The sequence below is a fragment of the Gardnerella sp. KA00255 genome (genome assembly GCF_049244095.1).
Lineage (GTDB): Bacteria > Actinomycetota > Actinomycetes > Actinomycetales > Bifidobacteriaceae > Bifidobacterium > Bifidobacterium vaginale_F.
In genome coordinates, this window is the sequence record NZ_CP058374.1 from 741,573 (window position 1) to 765,469 (window position 23,897).

Genomic DNA, 23,897 nt, shown 5'->3' on the forward strand with positions numbered 1-23,897 from the left:
CATAATCATATTAAAACGCTTTTATCACTTTGAGCCGAAAAGACCAGCTAATCCTTCTCCTAAGTTTGGCGGCAAATCAGGCATTTGAGATAAATCAGGGAAATTACCTTGACCTTTTGAGCCAAGCAAATCCTGTAAACCTGAAGGAAGACTCATCGTATTAGGCTGATTATATTCTTGATTGTTCTCGTTGTAATCATTCTCATACGAATTTTCAGAAGTCTTATAAGATCCAGATCCGTTAAAGCGCGCGCGTAATGCTTGTTCTTCAGCTTCACGACGCATAGGATTTCCGGACTTTCCACCTTTTTTCTTTGAGTTCTTCTTGTCTTTACGCTTTGATTTGCTAGGTCCACCAAAACCAGGCATACCGCCTGCTCCCGGCATTCCACCACCCATTCGTTTCATAAACTTTGAAGCTTGTTCAAAACGCTGCAATAACGTATTAACAGCACTAACGCTACATCCTGAACCAGCTGCAATACGAGCACGACGAGAACCGTCAATAATCTTAGGATTTCTACGTTCAGCTGGAGTCATAGAACGAATAATAGCCTCGGCCTTATCGATTTGACTATCGTCAAATTGCTCTAATTCTTTACGATGCTGAGCCATACCTGGAATCATTCCAAGTAATTGCTTCATAGGGCCAAGCTTACGTACTTGCTGGAGCTGATCCAAGAAATCATCAAAACCAAATGTACCTTCTGAAAGCTTAGATGCAGCTTTACGAGCTTCTTCGGCATCAAACTGTTTTTGAGCTTGTTCGATAAGAGTAAGAATATCGCCCATATCGAGGATTCTTGAAGCCATTCGATCTGGGTGGAAGATTTCAAAATCTTTCAAACCTTCGCCAGTAGATGCAAACAAAATCGGCTTACCTGTAACGCTTGCAACAGATAATGCAGCACCGCCTCTAGCATCACCATCGAGCTTAGAAAGTACAACGCCAGTAAAATCAACGCCTTCATTGAATGCTTGAGCAGTACGAACAGCATCCTGGCCAATCATTGCGTCAATAACAAACAAGATTTCTTGAGGCTGTACAGCATCACGAATATCACGAGCTTGTTGCATTAACGCTTCGTCTACACCTAAACGACCTGCAGTATCGATAATAACAGTGTCATACATTTTTGCGCGCGCAAAATCAATTGCATCGCGAGCAACTTTTACAGGATCACCAGTCGTACTTCCTGGAACAACTACGTCATCTCCACCAGTTTGCACGCCTTTTTCTGGAGCATACACTTGCACACCGGCTCGTTGACCAACAACTTGCAACTGAGTAACAGCGTTAGGACGTTGTAAATCAGCAGCTACAAGCAAAGGGGTATGACCTGAATCTTTAAGCCAATATCCCAACTTTCCAGCAAGAGTAGTTTTACCAGCACCTTGCAAACCTGCAAGCATGATTACAGTTGGCGGATATTTTGCGAAGTTAAGAGGTCTATCAACACCAGCACCAAGCACTTGAGTTAATTCTTCATTTACGATTTTAACTACTTGTTGCGCTGGATTTAATGAGCGAGATACTTCTTCCCCAAGAGCACGCTCACGAACTCTACCTGTAAAAGATCTAACTACTTCAAGAGCCACATCAGCATCAAGTAAAGCACGACGAATTTCGCGAATCGTACCATCAATATCCGCATCAGAAAGCTTGCCTTTGCTGCGTAAATTCTTAAACGCAGAAGAAAGACGGTCTGTTAAAGAACTAAATACTGCCATAGTTTCTCTATTCTATCTATTGCGCTGGAATGAACATGCGCGGTTGTATATATTTGTTTATCACCTGTTTTAGAAAGAAATCTTACTTTTATTTATCTAACAAATGCCATGAATACCCGTTAGGAGTATCTTCTATTACTACTCCCGAAGCAATCAAAGAATCACGAATAGCATCTGCAGTAGCAAAATCCTTAACGCTACGAGCCTTTGCTCTAGCTTCAAGTTGAGATTTTATAAGAGCAGATAACGCTTCATGCTCAGAACTATTGTTTTCGCAAGACTCATCTTTAGAAAGATTAGACGACCATTGCTGAGAATACGGATCTAATCCCAAAGTATCGAGCATAGCTCTAACGCTTATAACAGAATTTCGAAGATTATTAATTATTTCGCAATCAGCATTACTATTATTCGCATTTTCCTTAAGTGAAGCCTTGTTAGGTGAAGCATCCTTAAGCAAAGCATCGTTAAGCAAAGCATTACCTTTACGAATCGCAACAAAAATAGCAGCTTGAGCGCCAGCAACATTAATATCATCATTCATAGCGCGAGTAAAATCTTCCGGCAATGAATCAGCATCGACAGAAATAACTTCATCTCTAGAAGGCTGCTCACCTAAAACGCGACCAGCTCTTTCAAGGAAATTCATAATTCTATCGTATGCAGACTTAGCTTCAACTAAAGCTTGATCAGACCACTCTAACATTGCACGATATTGCACAGCACCCAAAGCATATCTAACAACCCAAGGGCTATTATTTGCTAAAACAGATGGCACAGAAAGTCCATTTCCCAAAGACTTAGACATTTTCTCACCTTTGGCAGTCACCCAAGCAGAATGCATCCATACATTCGCACTCTTCCAACCAGCTGCTGTTGTTTGTGCCATCTCATTTTCATGATGTGGAAAACGCAAATCTAATCCACCGCCATGAATATCGAACTCATCTCCAAGATATCTATGACTCATTGCCGAGCATTCAATATGCCATCCTGGGCGACCAATTCCAAAAGGAGTTGACCATTTAGCATCATCTTGATCAAAATCACACGGAGCTTTCCAAAGAGCAAAATCACGCGGATCGTGCTTATCTTCCGAAGCGTCAGCAGCATCAACTGGATTGTATTTATCTTCTGCAGAATTATCTACACTCGGACCTTTAGCGTCTGCAATTTGTGAAGCATCGTCACTTGTATTTTGCAAATCGTTCTGCTTTTGATGCGTAAGCTCTCCGTAATGCTGCCAACTTGGAACATCGAAGTAAACATTACCCGTAGGTTTTCCAGAATCATCTTTAATTACATACGCGTGACCAAGCTTAATCAAACGCTCAATAAGCTCAACCATATCTGTAATATGGCCTGTAGCTCTTGGCTCAACTGTAGGAGGCAATACACCTAAAGTATTGTATGCTTCAGTGAATTCTCTTTCGTAAATATAAGCTCGCTCCCACCATCTTTGACCAGCTTGCGTAGCTTTCTTCATAATTTTATCGTCAATATCCGTAACATTTCGCACGAAAGTGACTTTATATCCTAAACGAAGCATCCATCTACGAATAACATCAAAAGCTATTGCTGCACGAATATGACCAATATGCGGAGAACTCTGAACAGTCGCACCGCAAACATACATTCCAACGTGCCCAGGTTTTATAGGCTTAAATTCAGAAATTGTATGCGATGCAGTGTTATAAAGTCGCATTCCAGAAGCGGCTTTTGTTAAAGATTTGTTCTCTGTATTGTTAAGCATAGTTGTCATTATAAGTGTCTCTTTATACTGGACTCGTAAAAAATCAAATAAAAAATAGTTAATCGCTCAATTATTTAATAGCTCAATTACTTAATCGCCTATTAAATCCACTAATCGCCTAATCGCTCAATTACTTAATCGACTAATCGCTTAACCGAATATAAGTAATATAAGCTAAATGATCTGTACCATCAATAACAATCGACTTATGAAATTGTGGCTTAGCAAAACAATTATTTGATTTAAAAAGCACATGATCAAGAGTTATATTAGGCCATCTCAACCAAGCAGGCCACGTACGAAGACGCATTCCAAGTTCTATTGCAGTATCGCGCAATCCTGATTTTAATAATTTCCTAAAGCTTGGATGATCGAAAATTGAATTAAAATCTCCAGCAATAACAGTGAGAATCTTACTATTTTCGTCTTTTTCTATTTCGCAAATATTAGAAAGACTTAGTATTCCTTCGCTCCACGCTGCGCATCCTCTCATCGGAGATTTTGTGTGAGCCGAAGCAAAATTAACAGTAATATTATCTATTTTTGTTGTTATTAAAGGGATATTTGCCGCATTAAATTTTATGGACTTGCCTAAAGATTTTTGAACAGAATATTTTGTAAAAATCGCATTAAATCCGCCGTTATCGTTAGCGCTTTTTTCTCCTATTTGATGAGTTGTAAAAAGCTTATCAATGTCACAATCAAATAATTTTTTTACTAAGGTTTCACTTACTTCTTGCAATAAAAGAGTGTCAACATTGTATTTTTTCGCAATATCTATGATTTGTTCTGCGTTTGCACGACCATAACGGCAATTTAAAGTCATAACGCGTATATTTGCATTAGATTTAGAAGTATTAAATTTAGATTCACTGGACTCATCTATACAAGGCTTAGCTTTACGATTAACCGTAAATATTCTTTTAATCCCAAAAAACACATAAGGAATATTAGAACTAAAAGAAACAAGTAAAACTACTATACTTGCAAAAAACGCTTCTCTCATCGAAAGCAACGCAGAAACTAACGCAATAACAAGTATCGGCATATACGAAAACGGTAACAATCCTATTATGTACGGAAGCGGCTTATATTTATCTGCTCCTGCAGGAATCCATCTCAACAATTGCCATATTGCTAATATTGCGACGATAATCCATACTACTAAGGATGACACGAAGTGTACGTCCATATTATGTTACTCCTGAACATATTATTCGATTGTTATTGAATTTTATATAACAAAAGTCTTATAAAGCCTAATAAATTCTAATAAAGTCTAATAAAATATTACGAAATCTTATAATCCCACAAAGCCAATAAGAGCACTCTTCATAAAAATCTTAAAATTATTTAAACCTTAAAATCTCAAAGAGTACTCTTATTTATGGCTTTATGACTTGTTCACATTCCGAATGATCCCATTTTCCCTAATTGATCGTAAATCTTTTGACATTCAGGGCATACTGGATAATTCTCAGGATTTTGCTTAGGAATCCACACTTTTCCGCATAAGGCTACTACTGGTCGACCTGTAAGCATTGATTTTTGAACTTGCATTTTGTCAACGTAATGAGCAAAACGATCAGAATCTCCACCATCGTCTAAACGCGCATCTTCTTCCGTTTCCGGACGCTCAAGTATTGCAGTACCAGTGCTAGAACCAGAATCTGGAGCAGATTGTGAATCCGCTGAATCAAATATATTTGCATTCAAATTTTTCGAATACACATCTAATGTTTTAGCTTCGCTAAGCGACTCTAAATCGCATAAGCTAGTAGCGATATTCATACTATCCCCTTTACAAAAATCATCGACAAATTTGCCAAACTAATTGCCAAACTAATTGCCAAAATTACTTTTATTTATCTTTTTATATCCTATATTCCTTCTATATCCTATATTCCTATTATTTTATGATATTTTCACACTCATTATTTCACACTAATTATTTTATTCGTGTTATTTTATTCGTGTTATTTTGAGACTATTCGTCAAGAACATCAATTTCAGTAGGAATAGCAGGATCTCCTCGCATTAAACTTTGAGCAGCTATAGGCAAACGATTTAAGGCAGTAGCACAATATTTTTGAGCATTCATAATCGCATCATGGCCCATATACTGTGTATCAGCCTCGCCATTAGTCATATAATCCACAATCAGATTTTCCCAATTATCTTGAGGCTTAAAACCTGCAAGTGCTTTTTCAGATCCAGAAATAATATGTTCGCAATCAGCTACACCATCTTTCGAAGTTGAAAAATCATAGGATCTATAAGCAAGCTTTCTACCTGGAACAGTCGCCTTATTCTTAGACTTTTTGGCAACAGGATGCATAACTCCATCTGAACCTTCTCGTTCAGTTAACTTATAAACCATAGCGCAAGTTGGAGCTCCGGAACCAGTTACAAGCATTGTTCCAATTCCATAAGAGTCAACAGGAGCATTTTGCAATGAAGCCAGAGCGTATTCATCCAAATCATTTGTGACAGTAATTTTTGTATTCGTTGCCCCAAGAGAATCCAATTGCTCACGAACACGTTTAGCCATTACACACAAATCGCCAGAATCAATACGCACTCCTCCTAAATCTGGTCCTGCAACTTCTACAGCAGTTTTTACAGCTTCTTCAACGTTATACGTATCAACAAGCAAAGTAGTACCCTTGCCAAGACTTGCAATTTGCGACTTAAAAGCATCACGTTCACTATCGTGTACAAGAGTAAAGCAATGCGCAGCTGTGCCAATAGCTTTCAGATCGTAAAGTTGCGCTGCTAACAAGTTTGCAGTTCCTTTAAATCCACCAATAATAGCAGCTCGCGATGCTGCAACAGCTGAAAACTCATTAGTGCGTCTGCCACCCATATCCATGCAAGGTCTTCCGGCAGAAACAGAAACCATACGAGCTGCTGCAGAAGCTACAGCGCAATCGTAATTTAAAATGGAAAGAAGCAATGTTTCTAATAAAGTGCATTCGCCAAAAGTGCCTTCTACTTGCAAAATTGGTGAATTCGGGAAGAACATTTCACCTTCGCGATACCCTAAAATATTTCCTTTAAATTTGTAATTTTCAAGCCAAGAAATCGTTTCTTTACTTACAATATGACGATCTGAAAGGAATTTTAAATCTTCATCTCTAAGACGGAAATTCTTCAGCTGCTCAAGAATGCGACCAGTTCCAGCAATTACTCCGTATCGTCTTCCTTCAGGAAGATGTCTAGTAAAAATCTCAAACACACATTTTCTATTAGCACTGCCATCATGCAATGCAGCATCAAGCATCGTATATTCATACATGTCTGTCATAAGTGCCGATGAGAACTCAGTCATAATGTTCCTTTCAAAAAACGAACGAATCGTTAACAACAGCGCAATACAAACATTGCTAACATCTTGTATAACGAATAGGCACGTCATGTACTATCGAAAATATCATATCTCTATGCCTATGCACATGTATCACTTATTTTGATTATTTATCTCTCTATTTCTTTGGGATATAAGCGAAGGTATATAAGCGAAAAAGATAAGTAATCGTCCAAGCCGATAGGCATAATAGAAAAGTTATTTGCGTATGTTGTAGCCCTCTTCACAACTGCGTGAGGAACATAGTGAATTCTCGCAAGGAGTGCCCCACACCCAAACGATTTTTCACGACTCTAGATACAAGGAGAGCCATCTTGGCAACCAAGATTCGTCTTAAGCGACTGGGTAAGAAGTTCTACGCCTACTACCGTATTGTGATTTCCGATTCACGCAATAAGCGTAACGGCAAGTCCATCGAAGAGATTGGCGTTTACGATCCAAACAAGCAGCCATCATTGATTCAGATTGATTCTGAGCGCGCACAGTACTGGCTTGGCGTTGGCGCACAGCCAAGCGAACCAGTATTGAAGCTTTTGAAGATCACTGGTGACTGGCAGAAGTTCAAGGGTCTTGACGGAGCAGAAGGCACATTGAAGACTTCTGAAGCCGGCCCAGACGCACAGGCCCGCGTTGAAGCTGTTGAAGCTGAAGCGCAGAAGTTGAAGGCTAAGAAGTCTGAAGCAGCAGCAAAAGCACAAGCTGCCGCAGAAGCTGCTGCAAATGAGGCTGAAGAAGCCCCAGCAGAAGCCGAAACTGAGGAAAAGGCTGAGTAATTATGTTGGCTCAAGCTGTCGAACATCTCATTAAAAACATCGTGGACTTCCCTGACGATGTGTCTGTACGTTCACTTGAAAACTCTCGCGGAGAATTATTGCGAGTTCGCGTGAACCCAGAAGACATTGGCCGTGTAATTGGCCGAGGCGGACGTACCGCTAATGCCATTCGTACAGTTGTTCAAGCATTAAGCGATCACAACGTTCGAGTGGACATTATGGATGTGCGTAAGTGATTTAATCATACGTAAGTGAGATTGAACGTGGCACAAAACCAACACGCTTATGGCAACCCTCAGCAAAGTCGAAATGACCTGCTGAGGGTTTGTCGTATCGGTAAAGCTCAAGGCCTTAAAGGCGAAGTAACAATACAAGTATTCACAGATGAGCCTTATGAGCGCTTTAAAATTGGTACTAATCTGTACTCTTCTGACGGATTACAAGAATTTGTAATCAAAAACGCTAGAACTTTCAAAAACAAGTGGATTCTATTATTTGAAGAATCACTTAATAGAAATGACGCTGAAGATCTTAACGGATTAGAGTTATATATTCCTGCAGAAGATAAAGAAAAGCTCGCATCCGAAAACGCATGGTATATAAAGGATTTAGTTGGACTTGAAGCGCGTTTATGCCAAGATAATCAGTTAGGATTACAATCACAAGTTATTGGAAAAGTTGTTGACGTGCTAGATGGGGCGCAATCTTTATTAAAAATTCGTCTTGCTAATCCTTTAGACGAAGATAATAAAACCGCATTAGTTCCTTTTGTTGAAGCACTGGTCCCAGAAGTCAATATTGCAAATGGATATTTGACTATTAATCCCCCGAATGGCTTAATTCCCGGACTTTCGCAGTGAAGTGCACTATTATGAACATCGATATTATTTCTGTATTCCCTGAATATTTCAATATGCTTGATTTAAGCTTGCTCGGAAAAGCACAAGACAAGGGTTTGCTGAATATACAAGCACATAATTTACGCAAATGGACGCACGATGTTCATCAATCGGTTGATGATACTCCAGTTGGCGGCGGAGCTGGAATGGTAATGAAGCCAGAAGTATGGGCTGAATGTTTAGACGAATTATTAGGTTTTAATTCTTCAGACGACGAAATTAGTTCTTCGGGCGACGAAATTAAATACGAAGAAGACAAAATTAATTCTTCAGACGACAATAACGAGTCTTGCAAAGAAAATAATCACCCTATATTGATATTCCCAAATCCTTCTGCGCAACTTTTTAACCAGAGTGACGCAACTGAGTTAAGCCGCGCGAATCATCTTATTTTTGGATGCGGCAGATATGAAGGCTACGACTCGCGAATCCCAGATTATTACAGATCTAAAGGAATAGACGTTCGCGAATACTCTATTGGAGATTACGTACTTAACGGCGGAGAAGTGGCTGTAAGCGTAATGGTAGAGGCTATTACGCGCTTAATGCCTGGATTCATGGGAAATCCTGAATCAATCATAGAAGAGTCTTATACAGGCTCTGAAGCTCTTTTAGAGCATCGCCAATACACTCGCCCAACTACTTGGAGAGGTATTAGTGTTCCAGACGTATTAACTTCTGGTAATCATGCGAAAGTCGATCGTTTCCGCAGAGATGAGGCTTTAGAACGCACTAGCGAGATTCGTCCGGACTTAATTGAAAAACTAGATTGTCATGCATTAGATAAAGCAGACAGAAAAACGCTTATTAATCTCGGTTGGGAAGTTTCAGGTAATAATCCGCGAAAGTTAAGCGATAAGCAAAATTAATCCGCTTAAAATATAGTTTTAGGACCTTTTAGACTGTATAAACATAACAGCAGTTTCACCATAATGGCGATTGTCAAAAAGCTCCCATCCGTCAGGAATATTCGGAATACTACTTCTTGCGCTACGTTCTAAAACTATCAGCGTATCAGCTTCCGCGCTAGCAAGTTTATTGCCAATTATTTGCTGCAAGAGCAACTCGCAATCGCTTGTTTCATAAGCATACGGCGGATCTATAAATATAAGATGAAAAGCATCTCCAGCATAGTCATTAACGAATTGTTCAGCGCGCTTACGACTAACCAGCATAGAAAGTGAATTATCCCAAGACGAAGATTTTTGCAAAACTTTAGCAGTATGACCAATAAGAGCGGCAGCTTGGGAATTCGCTTCAACAGTTACTAATTCTTTAGCTCCGCGAGATAACGCTTCAATACCTAAAGCGCCAGTTCCTGCAAACAAATCAAGAACTCTAGAGTTTTCAATTACATCCCATGAATCAAGACGTGAAAATATAGCCTCTTTCGTGCGATCTGTTGTAGGTCTAGTACACGACTTAGCAGATGTTAACGGAATTGATTTGAATCGTCCAGAAATAACGCGCATATATATCTTACTTCTTGTATCTTTTATTAACGCAAATTAAATACTCATGCAAGTAAATTAAATACTCATGTACGTAATATCGTGAATCTTACGTCCAGCTTCCAATCCTTTGCGCTCAAAATTCGTAAGAACACGACCATCAAATCTATCTGACTCGCAAAAATCAGCATGCGGAAGCAAATTAGCATCCTCAGCATTGCCTTTTCCAACGTGTTCAATTGGTAAGCTAACAGAAGTATTTCCTATATTTTTAAAATCTGAACGATTATCCATTACTTCATGCACGTGTAAAGCATAATCTTCTATGTCTGTTGCAATTCTCCACAATCCGCCTTCTACTAAAGCATTATGAATATCTTTAGCTAGTTCCGATTGCACAATGCGACGCTTATGATGGCGCATTTTTGGCCAAGGATCTGGGAAGAAAGTCCAAACTTCGCGAAGTACATTAGAATCGCAAGCTTTAAGAAAATCTGGGGCATTAACTTGAGCAATTCTCAGATTTTTCAAGCCTTTATCTGAGTCTTGTTCAGATTCAGAAGAATCGCAATCTGCATTAACGCATTTAGAAGCAAGAAGCATAGTATGCGCTACTCCTGGATCATAAACTTCTAAAGCCAAAAAATTTATATCAGGATTTTTAGCAGCAGCCGCAACTATATTTTCGCCTTGGCCTGATCCAATTTCTACAATAAGAGGATTTGTATTACCCCAATTTCTAGAAATCCACTCAGTATTAACACGAATATCATCGCTTAAGCGCAATGATCCTTCTGAAGATGTAACTTGCAATAAATACTTGGAAGAATACGCATCTTTAGCGCGCTGTAAACGAGAATCCAATCTAGCTGATCGTCTAACAAAAGATAAAACGGCACGAGCCTTAGCTATCATGCTATTATTTTCAGATTGTGTATTTTCGTTATTCATAATTATCCCAACACGTATTCATGCGACTTAGACTGGCCATTTTTGTATTTTATTGTAGATTGTGAAATATGTAAAATATTTTGCCTTTATGATGTATACTAAAAGAGCAAAACATAACATATGTGAGCAAAAACGAACATTTTTTGTTCCAATTAATTTCTATCGATCAATGCTAGAAAGGTCTATCATGACTGTTCTCGTTACAGGAGGATGCGGATACATCGGCGCACACGTCGTACACGCACTTCATCAAGCCAAGCAAGAAGTCGTCGTCGTTGACGATTTAAGCTATGGCAAACCAACGCGTATTGAAGGCGCTCGTCTTTACGGAATGGACATTGCAGCCCCAGGTGCAAGCGAACGTCTTGCAGAAATTATGAAAAATGAGCATGTAGATGCAGTTATACATTTTGCTGCTAGGAAACAAGTTGGCGAATCAATGGAAAAGCCACTTTGGTACTATGAGCAAAATCTTAACGGAATGCTTAATGTTCTTGAAGGAATGCGCCATAGCGAAGCTAAGAAGCTCGTATTTTCATCTTCTGCAGCAACTTATGGAGAGCCACCAGTAGAAGTAGTGCCTGAAGATGTTTCTCCTATGCTTCCTATCAACCCATACGGCCAGACCAAACTTATTGGAGAATGGATGGCTCGCGCTTGCGAAAAGCCTTATGGGATTCGCTTCTGCGCATTGCGCTACTTTAACGTGGCTGGATGCGGTCCAGTTGAGTTAGAAGACCCTGCTGTACTAAATCTTATTCCTATGCTCTTAGAACGCCTGCAGCGCGGCAAAGCACCTGCTATTTTCGGCGATGACTACCCAACTCCAGATGGAACTTGCATTCGCGATTATATTCACGTCTCAGATTTGGCTGACGCGCATATTGCAGCTTTGAACTATTTGGATCGCGACGAGCGTAAGTATGACGCTTTTAACGTTGGAACTGGCACTGGTACGTCAGTTAGGGAAATCGTTGAAGAAGTTCGACGCGTCACAAAGATACCGTTCAAAGAAGCTGTATTACCTCGCCGCGCTGGAGATCCTCCTCAATTAATTGGCAATCCAACTCGTATTAATGAGGAAATGGGCTGGCATGCACAATATAACGTTAAGGATATTGTTGAATCAGCATGGGCTGCTTGGCAAGCAAATCCAAAACATCATATTGATGTTGAATCTTGGAAGCAATCTGACTAGCTTATGAAATAAAGAAACGCGCGACAAAGACTGCCGCGCGTTTTTTGTTTATTTACTTGTGGCTCCGAGCGGGATCGATCCGCTGACCTAACGATTTTCAGTCGTTCGCTCTACCAACTGAGCTACAGAGCCAAGATGAATAAAAAACCCGGACTAACCGGGCTTCCACCATCGCGACCCCGGCCGGACTTGAACCGGTGACCTCCGCCGTGACAGGGCGGCGCTCTAACCAACTGAGCTACGGGGCCGTGGCACGTTCTCTTGAACGGCCGAGTCACTATCTTACAGGAAATAGCCTTAAATGCAAGTTATAAAATAACAATCGGCGTGTTGCCTTGATAACTAAGGGATTTCCGGCGTGTTGAAAATCGGCGTAATTAAGCCAACTTCTAACCTAAAATCACAAATCCAATCCTGCGAAACACCGACAGATTTATAAAATTAGTCACCATTATCCGAATTGTACGAATTGTCATCATACGAATTATCCGAATTGTACGAATTGTCATCGTTATCAGAGTTATACGAGTTATCGTCGTTATCTGAATTGTACGAATTATCGTCGTTATCAGAGTTATACGAATTGTCATCGTTATCTGAATTGTACGAATTATCGTCGTATGAACGCGAATAATTATATGTACTATTTATCGAATCATGTATTTTCGAATTAATAGTGTTTACGAAGAACAAAATGCCAAAAACATACACAAATGACATTACAATGCTGACGATAATTGCAGCAATGGCTCTACCTTTACCGCGTTCGTGGTTTTTAGAAATCTGAACTAATCCAATAATACCTAAAATAAAACCTACAAGAGGAATAAAGAACGCTAGGATAATGCTCCAGAAAGCGAACATATTCACAGAATCATCGTCATTATTGATATTTTTATCCGCTTCAGGATCATCATATTTAACTTTCGGAAGCGCATATGAAGGAGTATTCCAGAATCTTCTATATTTCTCGTCTTGAAGGCTACCGCGACGGCGATACGGATTGCCTTGTCGATAAGCGCCATTCCTACCATTCATTCCGTAAGGTGGACGTGCATATTGCATATTCGGATTGCCATACTGTTGATACGGGCGTCCATATGGCATACCTTGATTACCCTGATTGCCATATTGCATATTTTGAGCACCATACTGTTGAGATGGATTACCGTATTGCTGAGTATTCTGCCCGTAATAATTATTGCTTTGCTGAGGCTGTGAGTATTGAGATTGTGAATACTGCTGCTGTGAATATTGTTGCTGAGTGCTCTGCTGTGCACTTTGAGGCCGTGTGTTCTGTGACTGCGTGTTCTGTGACTGAGAATATTGAGGCTTATAATTCTGCTGCGTGTTTTGAGGCTGCATACTCTGTTGCTGCACGTTCTGTTGTGCATTCTGTGACTGCGTATTCTGAGGCTGTGAATATTGAGTCTGTGAATATTGAGGCTGACTAAACTGATTATTCTGATTTAGCTGATTATAATTAGAGTTTTGATAATTTTGATACTGTTCGTTACCATTAGAACTTCCATATTGATTATTATCTGCAGCCATCGAAGCCTCCTTACAAACCTTTCCTTAACATTCTAATTCCGATTGTAGATATGTATAGTATGGCAAACTAATAGCCAACTGACTAGTTTTGGACTATAAACCATAGTTTTAAATGGCAGATAGAAATTATACATATATAAAAAACGCCGCCCAAAACGAGCGGCGCAGAATTTGTACCCCCTAAGAGAGTCGAACTCTTGTTGTCAGATTGAAAGTCTGGTGTCCTAACCGTTAGACGAAGGGGGCTTTAACCAAACCATATGATATTAACACTTTGATCGCGCAAGAGCAAACCGGCGTGTCGCATCGTCTTGCTTTTTCACTCAAAGCGTAGCGTGAAAAAGCAAACCGATGCGAGAGCGCTGACTCAATGCTGAAAGCACAGTGCGCTTTCAGCGTCAGCGCGCCGATTACGCTTTCTTTACCACCCTAAAGAAGCGTAATCCACAGACCAAAAAGCTTCTTCTCGATACACTAATGCGAAAGCGCTTGCACAATGCGGAAAGTCCAGTGGACTTTCCAGCAAGCGCGCTTCCCCCAACTTTGTGTACTTATCTGGTACCTAAGTAAACAAAACCAAGAACACTTCCCCGATTTTGTTTACCAACACGCCCAATAAGTAAACAAAACCAAGAACACTTCCCCGATTTTGTTTACCAACACGCCCAATAAGTAAACAAAACCAAGAACACTTCCCCGATTTTGTTTACCAACACGCCCAATAAGTAAACAAAACCAAGAACACTTCCCCGATTTTGTTTACCAACACGCCCAATAAGTAAACAAAACCAAGAACACTTCCCCGATTTTGTTTACCAACACGCCCAATAAGTAAACAAAACCAAGAACACTTCCCCGATTTTGTTTACCAACACGCCCAATAAGTAAACAAAACCAAGAACAGGAATAGCAGAGATAACAATCAGTGCTTGTCGACGGCTTTGCTGCGGCTCCTCCTACTCCATCTTCCACGACTTCTTCCGCGACCTTTCCGCTTATGCTGCTCAGGCTCCGGCATAGTCCAACCTTCTTGCAGCTCAGCATAATCGCCAACAAGTTCATCAATAATCGTAGAACCCGAATTCACATCCTCGGCCTTTGCGTGAATTCCAGCTCTGCGAAGCATCATATGAGCAGCGCGCTTTTGATTAGGAAGCACAAGAGTTACTACGTCGCCTTCTTCACCTGCGCGAGCGGTACGACCAGAACGATGCAAGAAGGATTTAGGATCCTCAGGAGGCTCAGTTTGCACAACTAATGCAACGTCGCTAATATCTATACCTCGCGCAGCAACATCTGTAGCAACGAGCACGCGCACTAAGCCTTCAGAAAACACTGCCAAATGGCGATCGCGCTGACTTTGGGAAAGATTACCTTGCAAATCAACTGCAGGAATACCTTCTTGTACAAACTTTTTCGCCATATTCTTCGCCTGATATTTAGTGCGAGTGAAGAATATAGAACGCTTTTTGCCTGATGCTAGCTTTCGTAGAACTTCGTACTTGTCTCCTGCAGAAACAGCGAAAATATGATGCGTCATAGTGTCTACTTGACTATCGGCATCATCCACAGCATGAATAACAGCATTTGGCAAGAATCGATTAACTATTGCGCTAACTTGCTTATCGAGAGTTGCAGAAAACAGCATTCGCTGGCCATCTGGTTTAACTTGCTCTAAAAGTCTTGTTACAGCTGGCAAGAATCCCATATCTGCCATTTCGTCTGCTTCGTCGAGCACGCTAACCATTACTTTTTCAAGCGTAAGCGCACCTTGGCGTATTAAATCTTCCAAACGACCTGGGCAAGCGAGAACAATCTGAGCGCCTTGCTTAAGTTGTGATATTTGACGTTGATATCGCACGCCACCATAAACAGTTACTGTTTTCATGCCATAGGCTGCAGCAAGTGGAGCGATTACGTCATCAATTTGATGGACAAGCTCACGAGTTGGAGCCAAAATCATGGCACGAGGTGCAGGAATATCACTGGATTCGCGCGATTTATGCTTTTTACCAGAATTAATTAGATCAACAAAATTCTCAGCTAAACGCGCAACAAGCGGAATAGAAAATGCTAATGTTTTACCACTTCCTGTACGACCGCGTCCTAGAATATTCGCGCCTTTTAGGGAATCCGGTAACGTTGCTTGCTGAATTGGGAAAGCTGTAGTTTTGCCATCTGCACGCAATACTTCCACAATAGGGTCTGGAACGCCAAGTTGCGAAAAAGTGACATTTTCAGAATAGTTTTCACGAGATTCGATTGCAGAATCAGGTATTACTATTGAATTTTGCTTAGCTGAAGAACTGTCATATTTTTCAGCGAAATCTTGCTGTGCGTCGCGAATAGCCATTTCTTCGTATTGCAAAGCCTTCTCGCGAGACTTTTGACGAGCTTTATCCGCCTTGCGATTGCGCTCTCTGCGCGAATTAAACTCGTGATTGGAGCCATGACTGAACTCGCTATTGGAACCGTGATTAGAACCGTGATTAGGACCATGGTTGGAACCATGATTCTTATGACTTGGCTGGTATTCAAAAGGATTGCGTTTTTTAGAGACTCTTTTCGACTTACGCTGCTCATTAGAATTACTAGTTGAACGAGAATTGTAAGAGTTACTTAATTTTGTATCACTATTCCTAACGCTACTATTTTTATTAGCGTTATTTGTTTTATTATTCATGCTGTTTTTATTATTTGCAGCATTTTTAGTTTTTTTAGCACTGCGATGCATGGCATGCGCGTTATAGTGAGTGTGTGGCACAATAGCCTTTCATATCTTACTTTTATTTATATTTATTTATTTTATTTTTATTTATATTTCTATCTTATTTAACAGTGATGCACGTAATTATTACAAAATCGTGAACTAACTGAGCCTAGCATAAATTACTTTTTATTTCTATTAATAAATTTGGAATAAGCGTCATCGTCAATCACAACGTCTAAATCGCCAATCCATAAACATGGTTCATCTGCCTTGCAGAATCCATACTTAAAGAAGTAAAGACCATCGTCAACGCTTAACGAATAAACGCCACCCATATTAAATTTCTTTAAATTAAGCTTTTTAGCGCGCTGAATCAAATCCCAAATGCAAATATATCCTGGGCTAATCTTTCCACGCATAGTCTGAGTTGCTCCGTAAATGTACCACAAAGTGTCTTTATACGGAAAAGCAATCATGCTTGCAATAGGCTCCCCTTCGTACTCGCAAGTGCAAATCTCAATTTGTGGGAAAGCAGCCAGCAAGCGCTCAAAATATTCCTTAGGCCTATACGTAATACCATGCCTATTTGCCATAATTTCAGTAAGAGCATAAAAAGTATCTAAATCCTCTTGGCTTCTACTCCATCGTGTAGAAACACCTGCTTTAATGGCGGTTCTAATATGCCTTCTTGTCATTGAACTAAAGCCAGCCATCAAATCTTCTTCAGACTTTCCTTCAACAGTCAGCATAATCTCATAACGAGGATTTGAGAACGAATGAATATCTTCACCGTCGCTTCTAAAAGTAAAACCTTGATCCCTGTACTTTTTCACAAGATCTTGATCGTTTTGAACGCAAGGATCTAATCTCAAAAGAAAAGCATTATATTTTTCAAAAAGCGGTTTAGCTTCATCAATCAGCTTTTTAGTGGTTTCGATATCGTAAAAATCACAAACTGGCCCACGAGGAGCGTAAAGGAACATTTTATCGTCTATTGCTTTAATTCCTAAAACAGACATTGCAGCGCTGATTTTGCCATTTTCTTCAAGATAGACGTATTCGTTAATCCAGTTATTTTTAACTTTTGCCCAGCTCATATCTTGCATTGCGTTAGAATATGGAGAGTTCTTTATAAAATCCTCATATTCTTGAACTTTAGCAGAATCATTTTTATCAAGTATCGGCATTTGTACTCCTTTTAAGCTCAATACGTGATTTTACCGCGCATCGAATTGATTAAGCGCTAAGCGATGCGAATTATCCTCACACAGCTTAGCGCAAGATTATATTTTTAAGCTAACAATCTAACTAAGTTAACCGTACACTAAGTTAACCGTACACTAAGTCAACCGTACACTAAGTTAACCGTACACTAAGTTAAATTTAGCGCGTGAGCTTCCTATGCAAGCGATGCGGACGAGCAGCTTCCTCACCCAAGCGAGCAATCTTATTTTCTTCGTAAGCTTGGAAGTTACCTTCGAACCAGTACCATTTTGCAGGATTCTCGTCGTCGCCTTCCCACGCAAGAATATGCGTTGCAACGCGGTCAAGGAACCAGCGATCGTGCGAAACCACAACAGCGCAGCCCGGGAAATCAAGTAAAGCATTTTCCAAGCTTTCCAAGGTTTCAACATCCAAATCGTTAGTAGGCTCATCGAGGAGAAGCAAGTTTCCACCTTGCTTAAGAGTCAAAGCCAAGTTCAAACGGTTACGTTCACCGCCGGAAAGAACGCCAGTAAGCTTCTGCTGATCCGAACCCTTAAAACCAAAGCTTGCAACATATGCGCGAGTAGGAATTTCAACGCCTGCAACCTCAATAAAATCGAGTCCGCCGGAAACAGCTTCCCACAAGTTCTTATTAGGATCCAATCCTGCACGATTCTGATCCACGTAAGAAATCTTTACGGTATCGCCAACAATAAGCTCTCCGCCAGAAAGAGGCTCCAAGCCTACAATCGTCTTGAAAAGCGTAGACTTACCAACGCCGTTTGGACCAATCACGCCAACAATACCGTTACGAGGCAAAGTAAATGACAAGTCGTCGATAAGCACGCGGTCGCCAAAAGCCTTGTGAATATGCTTTGCTTCCAAAACTTGCGAGCCCAAACGTGGACCTGCTGGAATTTGAATTTCAGAGAAGTCAAGCTTCTTGGAATTACGTGCCTCTTGCTCCATCTGATCGTAGCGTTCCAAACGAGCCTTGTTCTTAGCCTGACGTGCCTTCGGCGAGCTACGTACCCAATCAAGCTCGTTCTTCAAACGCTTAGCAAGCTTGGCATCCTTAGCACCCTGGATTTCCATACGCTTGGCTTTAGTTTCCAAATAAGTAGTGTAATTACCCTTGTATGGATAAAGCTGGCCGCGATCAACTTCACAAATCCACTCTGCTACGTTATCCATAAAGTAGCGATCGTGCGTAACTGCAATAACAGCGCCTTCATACTTGTGCAAGAACTGTTCAAGCCAAAGAATAGACTCTGCATCCAAGTGGTTTGTAGGCTCGTCAAGCAGCAGCAAATCTGGAGCTTCAAGAAGAAGCTTGCACAATGCCACTCGACGTCTTTCGCCACCAGAGCACACAGATACAGGAGAATCAGGATCTGGGCATTGCAAAGCATCCATTGCCTGCTCAAGCTGAGAATCCAAATCCCAACCGTTTGCAGCATCAATATCAGTCTGAAGCTTACCCATTTCTTCCATCAAAGCATCGAAATCAGCATCAGGATTGGCCATTTCTTCGCCGATTTGGTTAAAACGCGCTACTTTTTGCGCAATCTCACCAAACGCCATTTTAATGTTTTCGCCAACTGTTTTAGTTTCATCCAGTGGTGGCTCCTGTTGCAAAATTCCAACAGTGTAACCTGGAGTGATAGAAGCTTCACCGTTAGAAACGTTTTCCAAACCGGCCATAATTTTAAGCAGCGTAGATTTACCCATGCCATTAGGTCCAACCACGCCGATTTTCGCTCCTGGAAGGAAACTTAATGTAACATCATCAAGAATTACGCGATCGCCGTAAGACTTACGCGCTTTAATCATCTGATAGATAAACTCAGCCAAAGTAATATACCATCCTTAAAACGTTGGGATTCCAGCGTGCTGCATGCATAGACGAAAGCGTAACCTGAATTTAGCGCATTAACTTTGCAAGTGTTTGATTGCATAATGATACAAAATCCAAGCCAGAAAAAGTCAAGCTGGCAAATATCAAGCTAGCAAACACTACAAATTACGAGCAGATTACGCAAAAATAAAGTAAATCGCAAGCAAAAGCAGCAAAAGTACCGTTGGTTATTATCTCATGCTATCGATACATTAGCATTCAAAAATATCTACTGTATACAAGCAGGAGCCAGTAATAGGTATTTACGCAGTAATCGACGAGAATCTGCGCAAGTTTTCTACAATGCGAATCATGCGCTTATCCATTACTTTGCCGCCAAGAATTACGCCAACAACCAGCACAATCAAACCGTTTATTACAGACAGAATGCTTGCAATCCACAAAAAATTCATGTTAATAGCCACAAACGCAATAGCTGCAGCAATAGACGGAATCATGCATACTGCAGCAAGAAGCGTAAAACCTATTGGTGCAAGAGATCTAGCACCTGCGGAACCTTGCGGCCTAGAAAATGGCTTTTCAATTGACGCCACAGGGTACATTGCAATGCACGAAGAAACTGAGCCAATACCTATGGAAGCAAAAGCTACACCAATTGGCAAAAGAGTCTGTAACATAACCGAACTTACACTTTGTTGAATATTTGCTACGAGGAAAAGGAAAACATAAAATCCTACTCCAAGAAGAGCAAAATACACAGCGCAAATCAAGGACCAAACTATTGCGTGCGCTAAGCGATCGCGAATGCCTTTTACGCCAATAATCGCGTGCATAGTAAAAGCTGTGCCATCGTAAGCAATATTGTTTCCAACAACCATGCCAATCATCAAAGCAGCATACATAAGCCAGCCAGATACGCCTAAACCATCTGCCAAACCCTTAAAGCCTACGGAACCAGTAACACTTGCAGTTGGAACTACCAGCATAAAAAGAGGCATAATAAGCAAAAATAGCTGGCGCATATCTCTTCTCATAACGCTAACAATTCGTGCAATAATCGCACCGACTGTGTTGTCTGGAACTGCTGCAAACAAGCCAATTCCCTTAGTTTTAACAACTGTTTTTTGTTCACTGCGCAGTAGCTTAGGTTCTAATTTTGCACAAAATACAGAGATTGCAAAGCAAACGGCAATCGTTACAACGCAAATAAGGAAGCGAATAACAAGCGCAAGCCAATTGCCATTAATAGCATCGAGCGGCAAAGCCATAGCTGCACTTAATGGCGTAAAAGCAGATACAGCGCAGAAACTTGAGCTGATCACAATTTTATTTGGTGAACTACCATGCCCGTTCATTGATGCAACAAAAATCATGTACGCTATAAAAATAACAACGTAAAAAATGTTTCTTGAATGCTTGTTTATTAAAATAGTGTCTAAAAATTCAATAAGCATTTTGCTTAAAGACACGATTGTTACAACGTAAAGCGGAGCCGCAATTACACTTACTAAAACCGGCACAATTCCAAAGCTTCGGTACGCTAAAGACCACAAAGCAAGTGCGATTGTGCTGCTTATAGAAAGCGCTCCAAAAAGAGAGCCAAGAAGCATTCCAGCTTGCTGCTTTACGTAAGGAATGCCGTAAAGCGCAAAACTGCGCGATTTTAGTGTTGTGTCGCTGCCAAACATAAACAGGTTTATAAACAGCGTAAAAATTGACGCAGCTGACGCAACCGTTATTGGAAGAGCTTGGAATTCCTGCCAATCTTTAGTATCTGGAAGCATCCCTGGATCAAGATACTTTCCTGCTTGAAAACCAGCAAAGCCAAGAGCGCATATAAGCGCAAGTCCAAAAACAATTGCTATACCAAAGCCGATTTTTTGCCAAATCGACTTTCGCATAACGGAAAAAGTAAGCGCCCAGCGAAGGCGAACCATTGTAAAAATCATAGACATTACGGTTCTCCTTTTTTAAGCGTTGAAATTGGTGGAATCGGTGCTAGGAGCGTTATCAGACTTGCCGCCATTAAGCCAATCAATGCGTGCAGCCGCGTGACGTCCGCCAACAAGCTCCATAAAGCGATCTTCAAGATTCTTGCCTTGAGCAACTTCTTCAAGAGTGCCAGCAGCTGCAACATGACCTTCGTTAATAATCGCCACATGCGAGCACATTTTTTCGACTAATTCCATAACGTGCGAAGAAATAATCACCGTGCCGCCAGTGGAAACATACTCGGCGAGAATATCCTTCAAATTCGCGCTAGAAACAGGGTCCACTGCCTCAAAAGGCTCGTCCAACACAAGCACGCGAGGGCTGTGAATCATAGCTGTTGCAAGGCAAATCTTCTTAGTCATACCAGTTGAATAGTCAGAAACCATAGTGTTTGCGGCTTCTGTTAAGTCGAATGCAGAAAGCAAGTCGTTCGCGCGACGAACAGCCTCAGCGCGGCTCATCTCGCGAAGCATGCCAGCATAAGTTAAAAGCTGAAGACCGGTGATAGTCCTGAAAATCTCATCTGCTTGAGGCATTAAACCGATTGCGCGCTTAGCGCTATTTACGTCACTCCAGACGTCATTGCCAAAAATCGAAGCCGAGCCAGCATCTGGCATAAGCAAGCCCGTAAGCATTTTAATCGTGGTAGTTTTACCAGCACCGTTAGGGCCTACTAATCCGTAGAAAGAGCCTGCTGGAATGCTTAACGAAAGATTATCTACAGCAACTTTCTTGCCAAAAGTCTTAACAAATCCGCGAATAGAAACCGCTGGAACTTCTCCGCTACTATCACTCGCATCGCTCGAATAAGTGTTTGCGCCAAAAACTGGAACAGAATCTACCATAGAAACCTCACAACATACAGATAAGCGCACGCATTATGCCACATTATGCGCAAGCGCGCGCTTATGAAAAAATCTATATTATCTTATCATATGCAAATTTTTTGCACAAACATTGCAAATCAGTGCCCAGTATGGTGAATTGGCTTCCACTCGCTCTTTGAAAATACTGCTTGGAAGGAAATAGGAACATACGAAAGCATAAAGATTGGGAAACTAAGCGCATATGCGAATAGCTCTTTGCCAGTAGCACCAAGTTTGCGGTGCTCAACAATCATTGTCAGAGAAACAAAGATCATCATTCCAATAACACTGCTGATTGTTGTAATAATGAAGTTAGTTGCAGCTTCAATCTGGCTTGCCCAAGTCACGAATCCGAACATAGCAAATATAAATCCTAAAATAAGTCGAATAATCGCAAGAACCATAAATGGGCAGAGAACTAGAGAAAAATCAACCGATGAAAAATCACGCTCCTGAATACCATGCTTAATCAAAGCAGAACCGTAATAACGGAATACTTGCAAAAAGCCTTTACTCCAGCGTAAACGTTGCCTCCAGCTTTGGCTGAATGACACAGGCTGCTCGTCGTAAAGCACAGCCGAACCACAATACCCCACGCGATCTCCGTGCAAAATCGAATCCATAGTAAATTCGAGATCTTCTGTTAAAAGATGGAACTTCCAACCGCGATTCCTATGCATTATTTCGCGAGAGAACATGAATCCAGTTCCTCCAACATGGCAGCTAGATCCAAAAAGCATCCTCGAGTTATTTGTAAATCGCGATTCGCGTATAAACCATAAAGCAGATCCAGACGATACCCAATTATCAGATAAATTAACAGAATTACGATAACTTGTAAGTATCTGGAAGCCTGCGTGGAATCCTTTATTCATCTCTTCGAAATAATGCTTATCAAGACGATTATCTGCGTCAAAAACGAAGTAAGCGTCGTATATTTTATCCTTCCCTTTTTCCATGATGTGATCAAGAAGGAAACTTAAAGCATATCCTTTTCCAATATTCTTTTTATCGAATCGCTCTAATACATTGCAACCAGCGTCACGGCCAACTTGAGCAGTTTTATCTGTGCAATTATCCGCTACAAGCCAAATATCTATAAAATCTTGATTGTACGTTTGTTCTTTAATCGAATTTATAAGATTTCCAATTACAGCTTCCTCATTACGAGCAGATATTAATACAGCATAATGCTTATCCATAGGAGCATCTGGAAACTCAATTGGCTTAGCTATAAGTGACGCTACAGCGCATACGGCTTGATAAAGTACATTCGTTACGCCAATGATTATAACGAGTATGTCAAAAACATATAATAGTGTCATTTCTTCCACCCGCTCCGCGGATTGTTACGTGTATTATTTTTACGTTTTGTACGCTTTATTGCTTTTTCAGAAGTCTTTTTTGTAAAATCTTCTTTTGTTTCATCTGATGAAATTCTATCAACATTCCTGACAGACGCACGCGAGCTTGTTTTATTTGAGTTTTTATATTCGCGATTTATATTAGATGAATTTAGATTTTTCTTATTTAATTTCACTTCTTTATTTACAGCATTAAGCATTTCGCGCGATATAACCATAGTTGA

20 protein-coding genes and 3 tRNA genes are annotated in these 23,897 nt (G+C 40.7%); 6 read left to right on the forward strand and 17 right to left on the reverse strand.

The features are described 5' to 3' along the window. Positions 1-24 precede the first annotated feature (24 nt). The 5 genes from ffh to HXT51_RS02970 all read right to left on the reverse strand — a co-directional run bounded on the left by ffh (position 25) and on the right by HXT51_RS02970 (position 6,815). On the reverse strand, positions 25-1,731 hold the full coding sequence (gene ffh, locus HXT51_RS02950; protein WP_421776743.1) for a signal recognition particle protein: 1,707 nt from the start codon (positions 1,729-1,731) through the stop codon (positions 25-27). Between the two features lie 88 nt (positions 1,732-1,819). Next, complete coding sequence (gene cysS, locus HXT51_RS02955) at positions 1,820-3,484, reverse strand: cysteine--tRNA ligase (protein ID WP_421776807.1); 1,665 nt, start codon at positions 3,482-3,484, stop codon at positions 1,820-1,822. 142 nt (positions 3,485-3,626) lie between these two features. Continuing rightward, the gene (locus HXT51_RS02960) at positions 3,627-4,676 is read right to left on the reverse strand and encodes an endonuclease/exonuclease/phosphatase family protein (RefSeq protein WP_421776744.1); all 1,050 of its coding nucleotides are present in this window, start codon (positions 4,674-4,676) and stop codon (positions 3,627-3,629) included. A 212-nt stretch (positions 4,677-4,888) separates the two neighbouring features. Next, positions 4,889-5,275 carry a DUF3039 domain-containing protein gene (locus HXT51_RS02965; RefSeq protein WP_421776745.1) on the reverse strand — a complete coding sequence of 129 codons (387 nt, stop codon included), beginning with the start codon at positions 5,273-5,275 and terminating at the stop codon, positions 4,889-4,891. 196 nt (positions 5,276-5,471) lie between these two features. Beyond that, positions 5,472-6,815 carry a nicotinate phosphoribosyltransferase gene (locus HXT51_RS02970; protein ID WP_421776746.1) on the reverse strand — a complete coding sequence of 448 codons (1,344 nt, stop codon included), beginning with the start codon at positions 6,813-6,815 and terminating at the stop codon, positions 5,472-5,474. A gap of 350 nt (positions 6,816-7,165) precedes the next feature. Between HXT51_RS02970 and rpsP the strand changes: the two genes are divergently transcribed. From rpsP to trmD, 4 genes are read left to right on the forward strand one after another with little or no spacing between them, the layout of a single operon-like run. Beyond that, positions 7,166-7,624, forward strand: a complete 459-nt coding sequence (gene rpsP / locus HXT51_RS02975) for a 30S ribosomal protein S16 (protein WP_103084859.1) — start codon at positions 7,166-7,168, stop codon at positions 7,622-7,624. A gap of 2 nt (positions 7,625-7,626) precedes the next feature. Continuing rightward, the gene (locus tag HXT51_RS02980) at positions 7,627-7,860 is read left to right on the forward strand and encodes an RNA-binding protein (RefSeq protein WP_103084858.1); all 234 of its coding nucleotides are present in this window, start codon (positions 7,627-7,629) and stop codon (positions 7,858-7,860) included. 27 nt (positions 7,861-7,887) lie between these two features. Beyond that, a complete protein-coding gene (gene rimM, locus HXT51_RS02985; protein ID WP_421776747.1) occupies positions 7,888-8,484 on the forward strand; it encodes a ribosome maturation factor RimM in 597 nt (198 codons plus the stop codon). 11 nt (positions 8,485-8,495) lie between these two features. After that, positions 8,496-9,392: a tRNA (guanosine(37)-N1)-methyltransferase TrmD gene (gene trmD / locus HXT51_RS02990; RefSeq protein WP_421776748.1), complete on the forward strand. Its 897-nt coding sequence runs from the start codon at positions 8,496-8,498 to the stop codon at positions 9,390-9,392. Between the two features lie 18 nt (positions 9,393-9,410). On the opposite strand, the gene rsmD is transcribed toward trmD, so the two are convergent. Next, entirely contained in the window at positions 9,411-9,995 is a 585-nt protein-coding gene (gene rsmD / locus HXT51_RS02995) for a 16S rRNA (guanine(966)-N(2))-methyltransferase RsmD (protein ID WP_421776749.1), read from the reverse strand. A gap of 57 nt (positions 9,996-10,052) precedes the next feature. Then, a complete protein-coding gene (gene trmB / locus HXT51_RS03000; RefSeq protein WP_421776750.1) occupies positions 10,053-10,925 on the reverse strand; it encodes a tRNA (guanosine(46)-N7)-methyltransferase TrmB in 873 nt (290 codons plus the stop codon). A 187-nt stretch (positions 10,926-11,112) separates the two neighbouring features. On the opposite strand from trmB, the gene galE reads away from it, so the two are divergent. Then, positions 11,113-12,123 (forward strand): UDP-glucose 4-epimerase GalE, encoded by a 1,011-nt coding sequence (galE, locus tag HXT51_RS03005; protein ID WP_421776751.1) that lies wholly within the window; start codon positions 11,113-11,115, stop codon positions 12,121-12,123. 59 nt (positions 12,124-12,182) lie between these two features. Here the strand turns inward: galE and HXT51_RS03010 are convergent. From HXT51_RS03010 to HXT51_RS03020, 3 genes are all read right to left on the reverse strand, one after another. Next, positions 12,183-12,255, reverse strand: a tRNA-Phe gene (locus HXT51_RS03010). A 42-nt stretch (positions 12,256-12,297) separates the two neighbouring features. Continuing rightward, positions 12,298-12,371 (reverse strand) — tRNA-Asp (locus HXT51_RS03015). Positions 12,372-12,564: 193 nt separating this feature from the next. Next, positions 12,565-13,230 (reverse strand): DUF4190 domain-containing protein, encoded by a 666-nt coding sequence (locus HXT51_RS03020; RefSeq protein WP_421776752.1) that lies wholly within the window; start codon positions 13,228-13,230, stop codon positions 12,565-12,567. Between HXT51_RS03020 and HXT51_RS03025 the strand changes: the two genes are divergently transcribed. Continuing rightward, the gene (locus HXT51_RS03025) at positions 13,224-13,577 is read left to right on the forward strand and encodes a hypothetical protein (protein ID WP_415692234.1); all 354 of its coding nucleotides are present in this window, start codon (positions 13,224-13,226) and stop codon (positions 13,575-13,577) included. The two genes, HXT51_RS03020 and HXT51_RS03025, sit on opposite strands and share 7 nt — an antisense overlap. A gap of 274 nt (positions 13,578-13,851) precedes the next feature. Here the strand turns inward: HXT51_RS03025 and HXT51_RS03030 are convergent. The 7 genes from HXT51_RS03030 to HXT51_RS03060 all read right to left on the reverse strand — a co-directional run bounded on the left by HXT51_RS03030 (position 13,852) and on the right by HXT51_RS03060 (position 23,634). Continuing rightward, positions 13,852-13,923: transfer RNA gene (locus HXT51_RS03030), tRNA-Glu, on the reverse strand. Positions 13,924-14,599: 676 nt separating this feature from the next. Next, positions 14,600-16,441, reverse strand: coding sequence for a DEAD/DEAH box helicase (locus tag HXT51_RS03035; RefSeq protein WP_421776753.1), 1,842 nt, complete (start codon positions 16,439-16,441; stop codon positions 14,600-14,602). Between the two features lie 125 nt (positions 16,442-16,566). Beyond that, a complete protein-coding gene (locus HXT51_RS03040) occupies positions 16,567-17,574 on the reverse strand; it encodes a lipid II:glycine glycyltransferase FemX (protein WP_421776754.1) in 1,008 nt (335 codons plus the stop codon). Positions 17,575-17,770: 196 nt separating this feature from the next. Beyond that, positions 17,771-19,447, reverse strand: a complete 1,677-nt coding sequence (ettA, locus tag HXT51_RS03045) for an energy-dependent translational throttle protein EttA (protein WP_103084850.1) — start codon at positions 19,445-19,447, stop codon at positions 17,771-17,773. A 306-nt stretch (positions 19,448-19,753) separates the two neighbouring features. Next, complete coding sequence (locus tag HXT51_RS03050) at positions 19,754-21,406, reverse strand: hypothetical protein (protein ID WP_421776755.1); 1,653 nt, start codon at positions 21,404-21,406, stop codon at positions 19,754-19,756. Between the two features lie 15 nt (positions 21,407-21,421). Further along, positions 21,422-22,288: an ABC transporter ATP-binding protein gene (locus tag HXT51_RS03055; RefSeq protein ID WP_421776756.1), complete on the reverse strand. Its 867-nt coding sequence runs from the start codon at positions 22,286-22,288 to the stop codon at positions 21,422-21,424. 119 nt (positions 22,289-22,407) lie between these two features. Then, positions 22,408-23,634 (reverse strand): glycosyltransferase family 2 protein, encoded by a 1,227-nt coding sequence (locus tag HXT51_RS03060; RefSeq protein ID WP_415692229.1) that lies wholly within the window; start codon positions 23,632-23,634, stop codon positions 22,408-22,410. Positions 23,635-23,897: the final 263 nt, after the last annotated feature.